Origin of the sequence: Stenotrophomonas sp. B2, assembly GCF_014947095.1 — a bacterium.
GTDB lineage: Bacteria > Pseudomonadota > Gammaproteobacteria > Xanthomonadales > Xanthomonadaceae > Stenotrophomonas > Stenotrophomonas maltophilia_P.
This window is the reverse complement of the sequence record NZ_JADCQA010000010.1, coordinates 83,741-99,287: the sequence shown is the minus strand read 5'-3', so window position 1 is coordinate 99,287 and position 15,547 is coordinate 83,741. Positions and strand designations below refer to the sequence as shown.

Annotated in this window: 12 protein-coding genes; 8 read left to right on the top strand and 4 right to left on the bottom strand. The window is 67.5% G+C overall.

Translation table 11 applies throughout. The features are described from left to right. Nucleotides 1-12: 12 nt before the first annotated feature. Both IMX13_RS13280 and cysK read right to left on the bottom strand, forming a co-directional pair. Nucleotides 13-612, bottom strand: a complete 600-nt coding sequence (locus tag IMX13_RS13280; protein WP_053517092.1) for an O-acetyl-ADP-ribose deacetylase — start codon at nt 610-612, stop codon at nt 13-15. Nucleotides 613-885: 273 nt separating this feature from the next. Then, nucleotides 886-1,845 (bottom strand): cysteine synthase A, encoded by a 960-nt coding sequence (gene cysK / locus IMX13_RS13275; protein WP_065175759.1) that lies wholly within the window; start codon nt 1,843-1,845, stop codon nt 886-888. Between the two features lie 206 nt (nt 1,846-2,051). On the opposite strand from cysK, the gene IMX13_RS13270 reads away from it, so the two are divergent. The 8 genes from IMX13_RS13270 to IMX13_RS13235 all read left to right on the top strand — a co-directional run bounded on the left by IMX13_RS13270 (nt 2,052) and on the right by IMX13_RS13235 (nt 13,406). After that, on the top strand, nt 2,052-3,035 hold the full coding sequence (locus IMX13_RS13270; protein WP_053517088.1) for a LysR family transcriptional regulator: 984 nt from the start codon (nt 2,052-2,054) through the stop codon (nt 3,033-3,035). Nucleotides 3,036-3,386: 351 nt separating this feature from the next. Continuing rightward, entirely contained in the window at nt 3,387-4,493 is a 1,107-nt protein-coding gene (locus IMX13_RS13265; protein ID WP_053517087.1) for an efflux RND transporter periplasmic adaptor subunit, read from the top strand. Then, nucleotides 4,490-7,615 carry an efflux RND transporter permease subunit gene (locus IMX13_RS13260; protein WP_111186761.1) on the top strand — a complete coding sequence of 1,042 codons (3,126 nt, stop codon included), beginning with the start codon at nt 4,490-4,492 and terminating at the stop codon, nt 7,613-7,615. Before IMX13_RS13265 ends, IMX13_RS13260 begins: the two co-directional genes overlap by 4 nt. Continuing rightward, nucleotides 7,608-8,192, top strand: coding sequence for a GNAT family protein (locus IMX13_RS13255; RefSeq protein ID WP_193396512.1), 585 nt, complete (start codon nt 7,608-7,610; stop codon nt 8,190-8,192). The genes IMX13_RS13260 and IMX13_RS13255 overlap by 8 nt, the downstream gene beginning before the upstream one ends. 168 nt (nt 8,193-8,360) lie before the next feature. After that, nucleotides 8,361-9,869 (top strand): alanine/glycine:cation symporter family protein, encoded by a 1,509-nt coding sequence (locus IMX13_RS13250; RefSeq protein ID WP_193396511.1) that lies wholly within the window; start codon nt 8,361-8,363, stop codon nt 9,867-9,869. Continuing rightward, nucleotides 9,870-10,706, top strand: a complete 837-nt coding sequence (locus IMX13_RS13245; RefSeq protein WP_065175762.1) for a TrmH family RNA methyltransferase — start codon at nt 9,870-9,872, stop codon at nt 10,704-10,706. It abuts the gene before it with no gap. Between the two features lie 246 nt (nt 10,707-10,952). Further along, nucleotides 10,953-11,942 (top strand): hypothetical protein, encoded by a 990-nt coding sequence (locus tag IMX13_RS13240; protein ID WP_193396510.1) that lies wholly within the window; start codon nt 10,953-10,955, stop codon nt 11,940-11,942. Nucleotides 11,943-11,951: 9 nt separating this feature from the next. Then, nucleotides 11,952-13,406 carry an alanine/glycine:cation symporter family protein gene (locus tag IMX13_RS13235; RefSeq protein ID WP_193396509.1) on the top strand — a complete coding sequence of 485 codons (1,455 nt, stop codon included), beginning with the start codon at nt 11,952-11,954 and terminating at the stop codon, nt 13,404-13,406. Between the two features lie 135 nt (nt 13,407-13,541). On the opposite strand, the gene IMX13_RS13230 is transcribed toward IMX13_RS13235, so the two are convergent. Together IMX13_RS13230 and mscL are read right to left on the bottom strand one after the other, a co-directional pair. Further along, entirely contained in the window at nt 13,542-14,963 is a 1,422-nt protein-coding gene (locus tag IMX13_RS13230) for a M28 family peptidase (protein WP_053517073.1), read from the bottom strand. Between the two features lie 178 nt (nt 14,964-15,141). Next, nucleotides 15,142-15,546, bottom strand: coding sequence for a large-conductance mechanosensitive channel protein MscL (gene mscL, locus IMX13_RS13225; RefSeq protein ID WP_053517072.1), 405 nt, complete (start codon nt 15,544-15,546; stop codon nt 15,142-15,144). Nucleotide 15,547 lies beyond the last annotated feature (1 nt).

The following is a 15,547-nucleotide window of genomic DNA, read 5'->3' as shown; positions in this document are numbered from 1 at the left end:
GCCGCCCCGTGTTCAATGCGCGGCAGCGAAGCCGGTATCGCCCAGTGGCGGCAGCAGCGTGCCGCGCACTTCGTTGTCCGCGTTCTGCCCGGCACTGGCCAGGGCCTGCTGATACGCCTTGGCCGTGGCGGTATTGAAAGCAACCAGCACGATCCGCATCGGCTGTGCATGGCTGCGTTGCCACGCCAGGGTTTCCGTCACGGCGATCTGCGCGGCCTGGTACAGCGGATAGCCGTACACGCCACAACTGATGGCCGGGAACGCGATCGACTGCACCCCGAGCGATTCGGCCAGCTGCAGCGATTTCCAGTAGCAGTTGGCCAGCAGCGCGGGTTCATCGCGCAGGCCGTCGTGCCAGACCGGGCCCACCGTGTGCAGCACGTGCCGCGCCGGCAATGCATGGGCGCCGGTGGCGCGCACTTCACCGGTCGGGCAGCGCACGCCTGGGCGCAGTTCCGGCAGTTGCCGGCATTCGGCCAGCAGGCCGGGGCCGGCGGCACGGTGGATCGCACCGTCCACTCCGCCGCCGCCCAGCAGCGATTCATTGGCCGCGTTGACGATCGCATCCACCGCCAGGGTCGTGATGTCGCCCTGCCACACTTCGATCTTCATGCGTCCGTCTCCTGCCTGTCGGATGTTCCGCGCAGTACCTGCGGCGGCTGTACCCAGCGTAGGGGACAGGCCATCGATGCTGCGTCATGACCGTCTCACGCGCTGCGATCCGACGGTCTTCACGCACGATGGCGGTCGCCACCTTCACGCAGGCTGAAGCAGAAAGGGGTCAGAGCCTTTTCCGTATGGAAAAGGCTCTGACCCCATGTTTCCGAGGTGCGCCGGCAGGGTCAGAGCCCTCTCCCGGACGGGAAAGGGATCCGACCCTGTGCATCACGGCAGGCCGGCCAGCCAGTCGTCGTCGGAACCTTCGTTCACGTCGGCGAACAGGGGCGTGGAGAAGTAGCGCTCGCCGGTATCCGGAAGCATCGCCAGGATCACCGAACCCGGCTCGGCGCGGCTGGCCACATCCAACGCGCTGGCGACCGTGGCGCCGGCGGAGATGCCGACGAAGATGCCCTCCTCGGCGGCCAGCCGGCGCGCGGTGGCGATGGCGCGTTCGTCGTCCACGCTCAGCAGCTCGTCCACCACGTCGCGGTTGAGCACGTCCGGCACGAAGTCCGGCGTCCAGCCCTGGATCTTGTGCGGCTTCCAGTCATCGCCCTTGAGCAGCGCGGCGCCGGCTGGCTCGGTGGCAATGATGCGGGTCTGCGGCCGTGCGACCTTCAGCACCTCGCCGACACCGGTGAGGGTTCCGCCGGTTCCCCAGCCGCTGACGAAATAGTCCAGGCGCCTGCCGGCGAAGTCGCGCAGGATCTCCGCCGCCGTCGTGTTGCGGTGGTAGGCCGGGTTGGCCGGATTGGCGAACTGGCTGGCGAGGAACCAGCCATGCTGTTCGGCCAGTTCGCGCGCCTTGCGCACCATGCCGCTGCCACGTTCCGCCGCCGGGGTCAGGATCACCTTGGCGCCGTAGGCACGCATCAGCTTGCGGCGTTCCACCGAGAACGTCTCGACCATGGTCGCCACGAACTTGTAGCCACGGGCGGCGGCCACCATCGCCAGCGCCACGCCGGTGTTGCCCGAGGTGGCTTCGACGATGGTGTCACCCGGCTTGAGCAGGCCACGGGCCTCGGCGTCGAGGATGATCGCCAGCGCCAGGCGGTCCTTGACCGAACCGCCGGGATTGAACGACTCGACCTTGGCGTAGAGGCTGACCTGCGGCGGCGCCAGGCGCTGCAGCTTGACGATGGGGGTGTTGCCGACGGTGTCGAGGATGGAGTCGTACAGGGCCATGGAAGCGCTCCGGAGGCGGGGCCGCGCCAGGACGGCGGGCGGAAGAGGGAGGGCTGGCTGTTCACGCCAGCGGCTGCCGGCTGACCGTAGCGCCGGCATATGACGCCCGGAAATGACCAGATGCCTTTCTTAAACAACCTTTGGTTATAAGCTGGTGACGGTAATTGACCCTAGAGTGGACCTCCGCCCCTGCTGCCTGCCCGCCCATGACGCTGACCCAGCTGCGCTATCTGGTCGCCATCGCCGACGCCGAGCTGAACATCACGCTGGCTGCCTCGCGCGTGCACGCCACCCAACCCGGCCTGTCCAAGCAGCTCAAGCAGCTGGAGGACGAGCTGGGCTTCCTGTTGTTCGTACGCAAGGGTCGCAGCCTGGAGTCCGTTACCCCGGCCGGTACCGAGGTGATCTCCCGCGCGCGCGCCGTGCTGGCCGAGGCCAACAACATCCGCACCTACGCGGCCAACCAGCGCCGCGAAAGCCAGGGCCAGCTGATCCTGACCACCACCCATACCCAGGCGCGCTTCGTGCTGCCGCCGGCGGTGGCGGCGATCAAGCAGGCGTATCCGCAGGTCAGCGTGCACCTGCAGCAGGCCGCCGAAGCCGATGCGCTGGATCGGTTGAACCAGGGTGATGCGGACATCGCCATCATCAGTACGGCCGGTGGGGAGCCTGGCGATGGCATCGCCGTACCGTTGTTCCGCTGGCGGCGGCTGGTGGTGGTGCCCAAGGGCCATCCGCTGGATCGCGCGGGCCGCGCACCGGACCTGGCGGCGCTCGCCCGCCAGCCGCTGATCAGCTATGAATCGTCCACGCGCCCGAACTCGTCGCTGCAGCGTGCCTTTGCTGCCAACGGGCTGGTTCCGGATCTGGCGCTGACTGCGCTGGACGCCGATCTGATCAAGACCTATGTCCGTACCGGCCTGGGTGTGGGCCTGCTGGCCGAAATGGCGGTCAGTTCCCTCGACGAAGACCTCAAGGCATGGCCGGCACCCGCTCCGATCGCCGAGTGCATCGCCTGGGCGGTGCTGCCGCGTGACCGCGTGCTGCGTGATTATGCGCTGGAGCTGGTGCATGTGTTGGCGCCGCAGATCGATCCGCGGGACCTGCGCCGGGTACTGGACGGCAACCAGGTGGCCGCGTGGCCGCTGCCGCCGACCTGGGAATCGCTGACCCAGACCATCACGGTGTGAGGATGCTCGGGCAGGGCTGCGCCCTGCACCTGCGAAGAACTGGCCCAACAGCAACAACGCGGCCAGGCCCCGATGGATCGGCCGGGGAGAGGAACAACCGGATCGGATCCCCGCCAGGATCCGACCCGGTCCGACGCCCTCCGCCGGACCTGTCCGACTCTACGGCAGCGGCGCGCCCAGCGGCCGCCCGGATACATCCCGACATACGCCGACACCGCCGCACAGACCCTTGCATGGAACGGGTTCAGGCCGCTATCGCGACGCCGGTTCCACGCCGGTAAACGCTTGGCATATACCGCCTTCGCGGGGGGATGCCTACACTCGGCGGCCGTGCATCAATCAGGACCGTTCATGTTGGCTCGTATCGCTTCGACCCTGGCCCTTGGCCTCAGCCTGGCTGTCCTGGCCGGGTGCGCAGGCAAACAGGAGGCCGCCGCGCGACGGCAGGGGGAAGCGGTGCCGGTCACCGCGCAGATCGTGCAGCCCACGCAATGGAACGACACCCTGCAGGCGCTGGGTACGGCCAAGGCGCGGGAGTCGATCAGCGTCACCGCCAAGGTCAGTGAGATCGTGGAGAAGGTGCACTTCGAAAGCGGCCAGCAGATCGCTGCGGGTGCGCCGATCGTGACTCTGCGCGGCCAGGCCCAGGAAGCGGCGCTGGTGCAGGCGCAGGCCACCTTCCACGAGGCCGACCAGCTGTACCGCCGGCAGCGCGAACTGGCCACGCAGCGGTTGGTGTCCAGCGCCACGCTGGATACGCAGAAGTCGATCCGCGATGCCGCCGAGGCCCGTGTCGCGCAGATGCAGGCCGACATCGGCGACCGTCGTGTGCGTGCGCCGTTCGCAGGTGTGCTGGGTATCCGCCAGGTCAGCCCTGGCACGCTGCTGACGCCGACCACGGTGATTGCCACCCTGGACGACATCGAGCGCATGCACGTCGATTTCCAGGTGCCCGAAGTGGAACTGGCCGCGCTTTCGGCGGGCGACAAGGTCAGCGCGACCAGCGTCGCGTGGCCGGGGCGCACGTTCGAAGGAGAGGTCACCACCATCGATGCACGTATCGACCCGGCCACCCGCGCGGTGACCGTGCGGGCCGACTTCGCCAACGCCGACCATGCGCTGCGCCCGGGCATGCTGCTCGATGTGCGCCTGTTCCGCCCCGAGCGCCCGGCGCTGGTGATCCCGGAGATCGCGGTGGTGCAGGTGGGCCGTGACAGTTTCGTGTACCGCATCGGCGCCGACGACAGCGTCGAGCGCGTGGACGTGGTCACCGGCGCGCGCCGTGCCGGCGTGGTCGAGATCAAGCAGGGGCTGGCCGCCGGTCAGCGCATCGTGGTCGACGGCACCGGCAAGCTGCGCCCGGGTCTGAAGGTGGCCGCCCGTGATGCGGCGCCGGCCAGCGGTGCCAAGCCTGCCGATGCGCCTGCGCCGGTCGCGACCGAGGAACAGGGCGGATGAAGCTGTCCGACGTTTCCATCCAGCGGCCGGTGTTCGCCGTGGTGATGAGCCTGCTGCTGGTGGTGCTGGGCATCATGTCCTTCACCCGCCTCACGCTGCGCGAACTGCCGGCCATCGATCCGCCCATCGTGTCGGTGTCGGTCGACTACACCGGTGCCTCGGCAGCGGTCATCGAAAGCCGGATCACCCAGGTGCTGGAAGATGCGCTCGCCGGCATCGAAGGCATCGATACCATCAACGCGCGCAGCACCAACGGCCGCTCGCAGGTCAGCATCGAGTTCACCTCCAACCGCGATATCGAGGCCGCGGCCAATGACGTGCGCGATGCCGTCAGCCGGGTTGCCGACCGCATGCCGGAAGAGGCGCGCCCGCCGGAGATCGCCAAGGTCGAGAGCGATGCCGATCCGATCATCTGGTTCAACATGGTCTCCTCGACCATGGATACGCTGGAGCTGAGCGACTACGCCGACCGCTATGTGGTCGACCGCTTTTCCAGCCTCGATGGCGTCGCCCAGGTCCGTATCGGTGGTCGCCAGCGCTATGCGATGCGCATCTGGCTGGACCGCGATCAGCTGGCCGCGCGTGGACTGACCACCGGTGATGTGGAAACCGCGCTGCGCAACGAGAACGTGGAACTGCCCGCCGGGCGCATCGAATCCACCGACCGCGATTTCACCCTGCGCGTGGAACGCAATTACATCAAGCCCGAAGACTTCGCGACCATCCCGCTGGGCAAGGGCAGCGACGGTTACGTCGTGCGCATGGGCGACGTGGCGAAGATCGAGCTGGCGTCGGCCGAGCGCCGCGCCTATTACCGCAGCAATGGCGAGCCGGGCATCGGCCTGGGCATCGTCAAGACCTCCACCGCCAACTCGCTGGACGTCGCGCGCACCGCGCGCGCCGAAGCCGAGCGGGTCGCATTGACGCTGCCCAAGGGCACGCAGATCTTCGTTGCCTTCGACAACACCACCTTCATCGAAGCGGCCGTCGATCGCGTCTATGCCACATTGGTGGAGGCGATGATCCTGGTGCTGGCGGTGATCTGGCTGTTCCTCGGCAGTTTCCGCGCAGCGCTGATTCCGGCCGTGACGGTACCGGTGTGCCTGGTGGCCGCGTTCATCGCGCTGTACGCGTTCGATTTCTCGATCAACCTGCTGACATTGCTGGCGCTGGTGCTGTGCATCGGCCTGGTGGTCGACGATGCGATCGTGGTGGTGGAGAACGTGCAGCGCCGGATCGATCTGGGTGAGCCGCCGCTGGTGGCGTCCAAGCGGGGTACCACGCAGGTGGCCTTCGCGGTGATCGCGACCACTGCGGTGCTGGTGGCGGTGTTCCTGCCGGTCGGGTTCCTCGAGGGCAACACCGGGCGCCTGTTCCGCGAGCTGGCGGTGGCGCTGGCCGCGGCCGTGGCGCTGTCCGCGTTCGTGGCGTTGACGCTGACACCGATGATGGCCTCCAAACTGCTCAAGCCGCATACCGGGCAGGCGCCGCGGGGCCTGCATGGTTTCGTCAACCGCAACCTGGAGCGGCTGGCCGGCGCCTATGGCCGCATCCTGCAGCGCCACGTCGACCGCACCTGGATCTACCTGCTGGTGATGGCGGCGGCATTGGCTGCCAGCTGGCTGCTGATCAAGGTGCTGCCCTCGGAACTGGCGCCAGCCGAAGACCGTGGCTCGTTCCAGATCATGATCGACGGCCCGGAAGGCGCAGGCTACGACTACACCGTGCAGCAGGTGCAGCAGGTCGAAGCGATGCTGGCGCCCCACGTCGGAGCGGACAAGCCGATCGTGCGCGCCAACCCGCGCGTGCCCGGTGGCTGGGGCGCAAGCGAGGAAATGCACACCGGCCGGGTGAGCATCTTCCTGCAGCCGTGGCGCCAGCGCAGCGAAGGCACCCCGGAGGTCGCCAATGAGCTGCAGAAGGAGCTGGACACCATCCAGGGCGTGCGCGTGCGCACGCAGGTCGGCGGTGGCCTGGTCCGCAGCGGCGGCCAGCCCTTCCAGATCGTGCTGGGAGGCCCGGAGTACGCCGAGATCGCGCAGTGGCGCGACCGCATCTTGCTGCGCATGGCCGACAATCCCGGCCTGGTCGGCCCCGACTCGGACTACAAGGAAACCCGCCCGCAGATGCGGGTGAACATCGACCGCCAGCGCGCGGCCGACCTGGGCGTGCCCGTCACCGCAATCGGCTCGGCGCTGGAAACGATGATGGGCTCGCGTCGCGTCACCACCTTCGTCGACAACGGCGAAGAGTACGACGTTCTGGTCCAGGCGGGCCGCGACGGACGCGCCACGCCGGCCGATCTGGCCGCGATCCGCGTGCGTGCCACCTCCGGTGAGCTGGTGCCCTTGTCGAACCTGGTCACCCTGAGCGAGGTTGCCGAGGCAGGCACCTTGAACCGCTTCAACCGCCTGCGCTCGATCACCATCAGCGCAGGCCTTGCGCCGGGCTACCCGTTGGGCGAGGCCATTGCCTGGGCACAGAACGTCGCGCGCGAGGAGCTGCCGCAGTACGCGCAGGTGAACTGGAAGGGCGAGTCGCGCGAGTACCAGAGCGCCGGCGGTGCGGTCCTGCTGACCTTCGCCATGGCCCTGCTGGTGGTGTACCTGGTGCTGGCCGCACAGTTCGAGAGCTTCATCCATCCGCTGACGATCATGCTGACGGTACCGCTGGGCGTGCTCGGCGCGCTGGTCGGCCTGTGGTTGAGCGGGGGCACAGTGAACCTGTTCAGCCAGATCGGCATCGTGATGCTGGTCGGCCTGGCGGCGAAGAACGGCATCCTGATCGTCGAGTTCGCCAACCAGCTGCGTGACGACGGCCGCAGCGTGCGCGAGGCCATCATCGAATCATCGATGGTGCGCCTGCGTCCGATCCTGATGACTTCCATCGCCACCGTGGTCGGCGCGATTCCGCTGGTGGTGGCTGGTGGACCGGGTTCGGCGAGCCGTGGCACGATCGGCATCGTGATCATCTTCGGCGTCACCCTGTCCACCTTCCTGTCGCTGTTCGTGGTGCCGGCGTTCTACGCACGGCTGGCCCCGTACACGCGCTCGCCGGAAGCAGTGAAGCGCGAGCTGGAAAAGCAGGAAGCAGCGTCGCCCTCGGTGGGCGGGCATGCCTGACCGTCGCGCCGACGGGGGCGGATCCCTTGCCCCGCAGGAAAGGGCCCCGACCCCAGTGCTGCGCGGCGACGGTTTCCAGCTGCGTCCATGGCGCGGCGGCGACCTCGAATCGCTGCTGCGTCATGCCAACGATGCCGAGGTGTCACGCGGCCTGCGCGATCGCTTCCCCTATCCCTACACACGTGAGGACGGTGAGGCGTTCCTTGCCGGTCGCGTGTTGACCCCGGGCACCCTGGCACTGGCCATCGAGATCGACGGCCAGGCCTGCGGCAGCATCGGTGCCCAGCCGGGCGTGGCCGAGCGTGGCCATACTGCCGAGCTGGGTTACTGGCTTGGGCGGGCGTACTGGGGGCGGGGCATCATGACCCGCGTGGTGGGCGTCTTCGCGCCGTGGGTGATGGACGAACTGCGCCTGTTCAGGCTCCAGGCCACCGTGGTGGACTTCAATCTGGGGTCGGCCCGGGTGCTGGAAAAGAATGGTTTCCAGGAAGAGGGCGTGGAGCGCTGCGCCATCTACAAGCGCGGCACCCTGCATGACCTGCGCCGGTTCGCGCGGGTGCGCACCGCGGTCCCCTGACGGGCGCCGGGCTGGCCCCGGCGCTCCCCCCCGCGGACCGGGTAGCGCCGGGCCTGGCCCGGCGGATGCCTTCCGGCGCTATCGCAGCGACCTTCGATCAGGGAGAATCGACCGGTCCCTTCCAGCCGACGGGACGTCCATTCACCCCGCCGACTGGAGAGAGCGCGCGTGGAAGCTACCGTACATTTCGTCAACAGCATCATCTGGAGCAAGGCACTGATCTTCGTGTGTCTGGCGGCCGGCCTTTACTTCAGTGCCCGCACCCGCTTCATGCAGATCCGCGGCTTCGTGGAAATGTGCCGCCTCACCGTCAAGGGTGAAAAGTCCGACGCCGGCGTTTCTTCGTTCCAGGCCCTGGCCATGTCCATGGCCGGGCGCATGGGTATCGGCAACATCGCCGGCGTGGCCACGGCCATCGCCTTCGGTGGCCCCGGTGCGATCTTCTGGATGTGGGTGATGGGCTTCCTCGGTGCATCCACCTCATATGTGGAATGCACCCTGGCGCAGATCTACAAGACCAAGGATGCCGAAGGCCGCTACCGTGGTGGCCCGGCCTACTACATTGAAAAGGCGATGGGCCTGAAGTGGTATGCCATGGCCTTCGCCATCGCCACGATCATCGCCGCCGGCTTCCTGATGCCAGGGGTGCAGGCCAATGCCATCGCCGACAGCATCATCAATGCCTGCCGTGGCGGTGCGCTGTGCGGTCCGCTGGATGGCCAGGCCTTCGGCATGGAATCGGTTGCCGCGCTCAAGCTCGGCATCGGCATCGTGGTCGCGCTGCTGCTGGGCGTGGTGATCTTCGGCGGCGTCAAGCGCATCGCCAGTTTCGCTGAAGTGGTGGTGCCGTTCATGGCGGCGGCTTTCATCCTGACCGCCGTCGTCATCATGATCATCAACTACGAACGCGTCCCGGAGATGTTCGGCATCATCTTCAACAGCGCGTTCGGCACCCATGCGGCGTTCGGCGCGATGATGGGCCTGGCGATCGAATGGGGCGTCAAGCGCGGCATCTACGCCAACGAAGCCGGACAGGGCTCGGGCCCGCACGCGGCGGCGGCCTCGGAAGTCTCGCATCCGGCCAAGCAGGGCTACGTGCAGGCGTTCGCGATCTACTTCGACACCATGATGGTGTGCACCGCCACCGCGTTCCTGATCCTGGCCAGCGGCACCTACAACGTGTACTCGCCGGTGGAAGGCGCGCCTCCGGTGTTCCAGGGCCTGGCCGGCATTCCGGAAGGGGCGGGCTATGCGCAGGCCGGCGTTGAAGCCGTGCTGCCGGGCTGGGGCGCGTCGTTCGTCTCGCTGGCGATCTTCTTCTTCGCCTTCACCACCATCATGGCGTACTACTACATGGCCGAGACCAATCTCAGCTATGTGAACCACAACAAGCACCGTCCGCTGACCGTGTTGTGTCTGCGCCTGGGCATCATCGCCATGGTGGTGTTCGGTGCGTTCCACAACGCGACCCTGGCCTGGGGCCTGGGTGACATCGGCGTGGGCCTGATGGCCTGGCTGAACATCATCGCCATCTTCATCATCCAGAAGCCCGCCATGCTGGCGCTGCGCGATTACGAACGACAGAAGAAGCTGGGCCTGGATCCGACGTTCGATCCCGATGCACTGGGCATCCGGAACGCCGATTTCTGGCGCCAGCGCAAGCAGGAGAACGTGTAAGTGAACAACCCCTGGAACAACCGCCGCCCGTCCGCTCGTCCGCCGCGCGCCACACCGTTGCCGCGCACGGACCTGCCGGCAACGGGCGGCGGTGGACGCGGAGGCAGCGATGAGCTGCGCCTGTACGGCCTGAATGCCGTGCTGGCCGCGTTCGCAGCGCGGCCGCAGGCACTGCGCAAGCTGTATCTGCTGGAGGCCCGGATTCCGCGCCTGCAGCCGCTGTTGAAGTGGTGCGTGGCCAACCGCGTGGGTTACCGCGTGGTCGAGGAAGGCGATCTGAACAAGCTGGCCGGCACCACCCACCACGAAGGCGTGGTGGCCGACGTGCTGCGTGCGCCGACCGTGCCGCTGGCGCAGTGGCTGCAGCAGATCGGCGAAGGCCCGTCACTGGCGCTGTGGCTGGATGGCGTAGGCAATCCGCACAACCTCGGCGCGATCCTGCGTTCGGCGGCGCACTTCGGCGCGAAGGCGCTGCTGTTGCCGGCCGGCAGCACGCTGGCGCTGTCCGGTGCGGCTGCCCGCGTGGCCGAAGGCGGTGCCGAAGCAGTGCCGCTGGTGCAGCTGCCTGCGACCCCGCAGGCGATGGCCCAGCTGCGCGATGCCGGCTTCGGTCTGGCGGCCACACTCGTCGATGGCGGTGACGATGTATTCCGCACGTCGCTGCCGGCGCGTCTGGTCTACGTCATGGGCGCCGAAGGCGAGGGGATGGACCGTGACCTGGCCGGTGAATGTGACCTGCAGGTCTCCATTCCCGGCAGTGGCGCGGTGGAGAGCCTCAATGTGGCCTCGGCCACCGCAGTGCTGCTGGCGCAGTGGGCGAGCCGTCGCGACGGCTGACGGACAGGTCGCCGCCATCGGCTGCCAGGACCCGGCCCCCGTGGCCGGGTTTCTTTTGCGCGATGTGCCGGCGGGACCACCGCGGACGTCGCGCAGCGTCAAGGCGGCTTAAGGCTGATAACGTCGTCTCGCGTTGCGTACAGCCTGATTTTTCCGATCAAGCATGCTTTTGAAACTTGCCTCATTGTTGCGCCCTCTTGCTCGACCCAGGTTGGAGTTCCATTCCTGTCAGGCAAGGTGGTCCACATGCATGGTCGTCATCGTTGCGCCCTCGGCGCGCTCCTCTCGCTGTCAAGCCTGCTTGCGTCGGTCGATGTGCATGCCGGCGCACGCAGTCTGGAAGGCGTCAATTTCACGGGTCCGCTGATCACCCCGAATCCGGCCGGCATGCCGAAGGGGCACGGCTACATCGAACCCTATCTGGTACGTGTCGACAGCCGCGATCACTTCGATGACCGTGGCCAGCGCCAGCGCAGTGGCGAACGCAGTGGCGGCTGGACGGTGGTGGTGCCCATCGCCTATGGATTGGGCGAGCGGATCACCGGCCAGGTCAACCTGAGCGCGTCGCGCGCCGAATCCGGTGCCGCGCACAGCCGGGGTTTCCGCGCGGGTGACACCACTGCGCGCCTGCAGTATCTGCTGCAGGCGGCCAATGCGGATGGCACCCGGCCCGCGGTTTCAGTAGCGCTCGTGCAGCGCTTCAGCACGGGCAGCCATGACCGCATCACCGGCAATCCGCTCGACGCGCAGGGTGACGGCGTGCAGCGTACCGTTGCCGCGCTGGGCGTGCAGCAGGTGGTGTGGCTGGGCAACGAGCGGCCACTGCGCTGGCGTGCCCAGCTAAGCGCGGGTCCGGCGCCTTCCCGCACGGCCCTCACCGGTGCCAGCGTGTACGGTACCGCCGCGGGCTTCCAGGGCCACATCGCGCGCGGTTCGGTACTGGGCCTGTCGATCGGCGCCGAATACAGCGTCAACCCCCGCTGGGTGGCGGTGATGGAAGTGGCGGCCAGCCGCGAGACCCGGCAACGCCTCAGCGGCTTCGCTCCCGGCGCGGAAGGCGCCATCGCGCGGGTCGACGAATGGCGCCCGGCCAGCCGTACGCTGACTTTCGCCCCCGCGTTGCAGTACCACTTCAGTCCCTCGCTTGGCCTGATCGCCGGCGTGGAGGTCACGGTGGCCGGCCGCAATGCCGCCCGCCTCATCAGCCCCCAGGTCGCCCTGGGCATGTCCTTCTGAGGGGGCGCGATGAACGTCGAATCGATCGTCAATGCCCTTCTCGGCGTGGTGTGGAGCCCTTACCTGGTGGTGCTGTGCCTGCTCGCCGGCCTGTACTTCAGCGTGCGCACCCGCTTCATCCAGCTGCGCGCGCTGCCTGACATGCTGCGCCTGGTGTTCCGCCATGAGCGGTCCGATGCAGGGGTGTCCCCGTTCCAGGCGTTGTCCCTGTCGCTGTCCAGCCGGGTGGGCGTTGGCAATATCGCCGGTGTGGCGATGGCCATCGCCTTCGGTGGTCCCGGTGCGATCCTGTGGATGTGGGTTGTCGCTTTCCTGGGTGCGTCCAGCGCCTTCATCGAATCGACGCTGGCGCAGATCTACAAGGATCGCGATGCCGGTGGCCAGTATCGGGGTGGCCCGGCCTACTACATCGAGAAGGGACTGGGCCAGCGCTGGTATGCGGTGCTGTTTGCACTGGTCGCCGTGCTGGCCGGCGCGATGCTGGCGGGTACGCAGTCCAATGCGATCACCAGCGCGGTGAATGAAGCCTGGGACGTACCGGTCGTGTTCACCACCGGCGCACTGCTGGTGGCGCTGGGTGCCATCCTTGTTGGCGGTGTACGCCGCATCGCCGGTGTCGCCCAGTGGCTGGTGCCGCTGATGGCCATCGCCTATCTGCTGGTGGCCGCGATGGTAATGGTGCTCAACGCGGACAAAGTGCCGGAGGTCGCAGCGCTGGTGCTGCGCAGTGCCTTCGGCATGGATGCAGCGTTCGGCGCCATGATCGGCACGGCGATCCAGTGGGGCGTGCGCCGCGGCGTGCTGCTGTCCAACGAAGCCGGCATGGGCAGTGGTGCGCACCCGGCGGCCGCAGCGGAGGTCTCCCATCCGGTCAAGCAGGGCCTGGTGCAGTCGTTCTCGGTCTATATCGACACGATGGTGGTGTGCAGTGCGACCGCCTTCCTCATTCTGTCGACCGGCCTGTACAACGTCTACGACCCGGCGGTGAACGGCATTCCGGATGATGCGCGTCTGCTGCTGGGCAATCTGCCGGGCGTCGAGGCCGGACCGCGTTTCGTGCAGCACGCGGTGGAATCGGCATTGCCGGGCTTCGGCCGTTCATTCGTGGCGTTGGCCATCCTGCCCTTTGCGTTCACCACCATCCTGGCGCTGTACTACATGGCCGAGACCAACATCAGTTACCTGTGCCGGGACCGCCCGATGCCGTGGGTGATGGGCGGGTTCCAGCTGCTGTTCCTGCTGGCCACCGGCTACTCGGCGCTGAACAGTGCCACGGTCGCCTGGTCGCTGGGGGATATCGGCGTGGGCCTGATGAGCTGGTTGAACATCCTCGCCATCCTGCTGCTGCAGAGGCCGGCGCTGGCTGCGCTGCGCGATTACGAGCACCACCGTCGCTTGGGGACGGATCCCCTGTTCGATCCGCACCGGCTTGGTGTTCGCAACACCTGCGCGTGGGAACGGTAACTGTCCGGGCAGATGGGGTGACCCAGCCTGGTGGGTGCGATCCCCTCTGGTGGTGCGATCCCCTCTGGTGGGTGCGGACCTCGGTCCGCACCTCCTTTCCCGCTGCACCCGCAGGGCATCGCCCGGCGTGGCCCCTCACTCGTTCGGCGGTGTGGTCGCTTTGGCTTCACTGCCGAAGTTGCCGTCAGCCTCTGCGGCCAGATAGGCAAATACGGTGTATGCCGCCACATTCTGCGCCAGCGCCTTCGGGTCGATCTTGTCCAGCGTGTCGTCGGCGGTGTGGTGCAGGTGGAAGTAGTCCGAACCATCCTGTGCCAGCCACGCCCAGGCGCCACCCTTGGCCGCCAGCGGGCCGATATCCGGCCCCGGGCCGCCCTTGTCGGCTGCGTACTCGATGCCCAGCGGCTTCATCACCTCGGCGATCTGCCGGGTCGCTTCGCGCGAGCCTTCCGGGTTTGGCGAGCCGGTATTGAACGCATAGATGCGGCCGGCACCGAAATCGCTCTCGGCAGCCAGCTGGTGCAGCGCCACGTCCTTTGCATGTGCTTCGGCGTAAGCCTTGCCGCCGTACAGCCCCTGCTCTTCGTTGGCGAACGCGATCACCCGGATCGTGCGCTTGGGGGCCTGCTTGAGCTGGCCGATCAGATGCCCCGCGGCCATGGTAATGCCGACACCTGCGCCGTCATCGACGGCACCGGTGCCCAGATCCCACGAATCCAGATGGCCACCGATCACCACGACTTCCTTGGGCAGGGTGCGGCCAGTGATCTCGCCGATCACGTTGTAGGAGGTCGCAGTACCGTCCCAGCCGCAGTCCAGCGCGACTTTCACCGTAGTGCTGCCACGTGCCAGCAGACGTGCCAGCTGGTCGGCATCGGGCACCGACAGGGCCGCGGACGGTACCGGGGTCAGGCCGTCATCGAATCGGGTGATGCCGGTGTGCGGCACGCGGTGCGAATCGGTGCCGGCCGAGCGCATCAGGAAACCGACGGCGCCCTTGCGGATCGCCTCGGACGGTCCCTTGCTGCGGATCGCGCCACCACGGCCGTAGTCGCGGCCATCGCGGAACGGCAGCATCTGGTAATCGACGAAGGCGATCTTGCCCTTCAATGAACCGGCGGGCGCAGCCTGCAGCGCGGCCAGGTCGGCGAAGCGCACGACCTCTGCTTCAACGGTACCGCCCGGGCTGCCACCCAGTGCGGTGATCTGCAGCGGCTGCGGGTTCCTGCCGGTCACGGCGGCGTGTTCGCTGCGGCGCTCCCACTTCGGGAAGGTCACCGGTTCTTTCCAGACCTTGTCGAAACCCAGGGCCTTGAACTTGGCTTCGGCCCAGGCGACCGCACGCGCGTCGGCTTCGCTGCCGGCGATGCGTGGACCGATTTCGGTGGTCAGCGACTCGACCACCTTCCAGCCGGTGTCATCGGCCAGGGCCTGATCGCGCAGCTGCGCGGCCGTGGCCAGCGACGCCGGGGGCAGGGTGGTGGCGCGCGGTGCCGCGAAGGCCGGGGCGGCCAGCAGGGCAAGGGAGGATGCGATGGCAAGGACGCGGCGACGCATGGACAACTCCGGGAAGGGACCAAGCCTTGGAGCTTAACAGTCGTTCAGACGCGCGCATGGGCGGGAGGTCATGTCCGGAGCGAACGCTGTTTTCCGCCACGTCCGGCAAAGCGAAAGCCCCGCCGGAGCGGGGCTTTCACATGCGGCGGCCTCGCCGGGTACGGCCCGGCGCTACGCCTTATTTCTTCAGGCTGTCGCGGATCTCGCGCAGCAGCACCACTTCCTCGGCCGGGGCGGCGGGAGCGGCTTCCTTCTTGCGCGACAGACGGTTGATGACCTTGATCACCAGGAAAATGGCGAACGCAACGATCACGAACTGGATCAGGGTGTTGATGAAATCACCGTAGCCGATCACCACCGCCGGAATCTCCTTGCCGTCCGGCCCGATGCGTGCCGGCGACAGCGTCCACGCCAGCTGCGAGAAGTCCACCTTGCCGATCAGCAGGCCCAGCGGCGGCATGATGATCTTCTCGACCAGTGCAGTGACGATCTTGCCGAAGGCGGCGCCGATCACCACGCCGACGGCGAGGTCGATGACGTTGCCGCGCATCGCGAATTCCTTGAATTCGGTGAGCACTCCCATG

Excerpts from the sequence above, each read along its gene's own strand:
- IMX13_RS13270 (WP_053517088.1), top strand. The coding sequence starts at position 2,052 with ATGACGCTGACCCAGCTGCGCTATCTGGTCGCCATCGCCGACGCCGAG.
- mscL (WP_053517072.1), bottom strand. The coding sequence starts at position 15,546 with ATGGGAGTGCTCACCGAATTCAAGGAATTCGCGATGCGCGGCAACGTC.
- IMX13_RS13255 (WP_193396512.1), top strand. The coding sequence starts at position 7,608 with ATGCCTGACCGTCGCGCCGACGGGGGCGGATCCCTTGCCCCGCAGGAA.
- IMX13_RS13280 (WP_053517092.1), bottom strand. The coding sequence starts at position 612 with ATGAAGATCGAAGTGTGGCAGGGCGACATCACGACCCTGGCGGTGGAT.
- IMX13_RS13230 (WP_053517073.1), bottom strand. The coding sequence starts at position 14,963 with ATGCGTCGCCGCGTCCTTGCCATCGCATCCTCCCTTGCCCTGCTGGCC.
- IMX13_RS13235 (WP_193396509.1), top strand. The coding sequence starts at position 11,952 with ATGAACGTCGAATCGATCGTCAATGCCCTTCTCGGCGTGGTGTGGAGC.
- IMX13_RS13260 (WP_111186761.1), top strand. The coding sequence starts at position 4,490 with ATGAAGCTGTCCGACGTTTCCATCCAGCGGCCGGTGTTCGCCGTGGTG.
- cysK (WP_065175759.1), bottom strand. The coding sequence starts at position 1,845 with ATGGCCCTGTACGACTCCATCCTCGACACCGTCGGCAACACCCCCATC.
- IMX13_RS13265 (WP_053517087.1), top strand. The coding sequence starts at position 3,387 with ATGTTGGCTCGTATCGCTTCGACCCTGGCCCTTGGCCTCAGCCTGGCT.
- IMX13_RS13240 (WP_193396510.1), top strand. The coding sequence starts at position 10,953 with ATGCATGGTCGTCATCGTTGCGCCCTCGGCGCGCTCCTCTCGCTGTCA.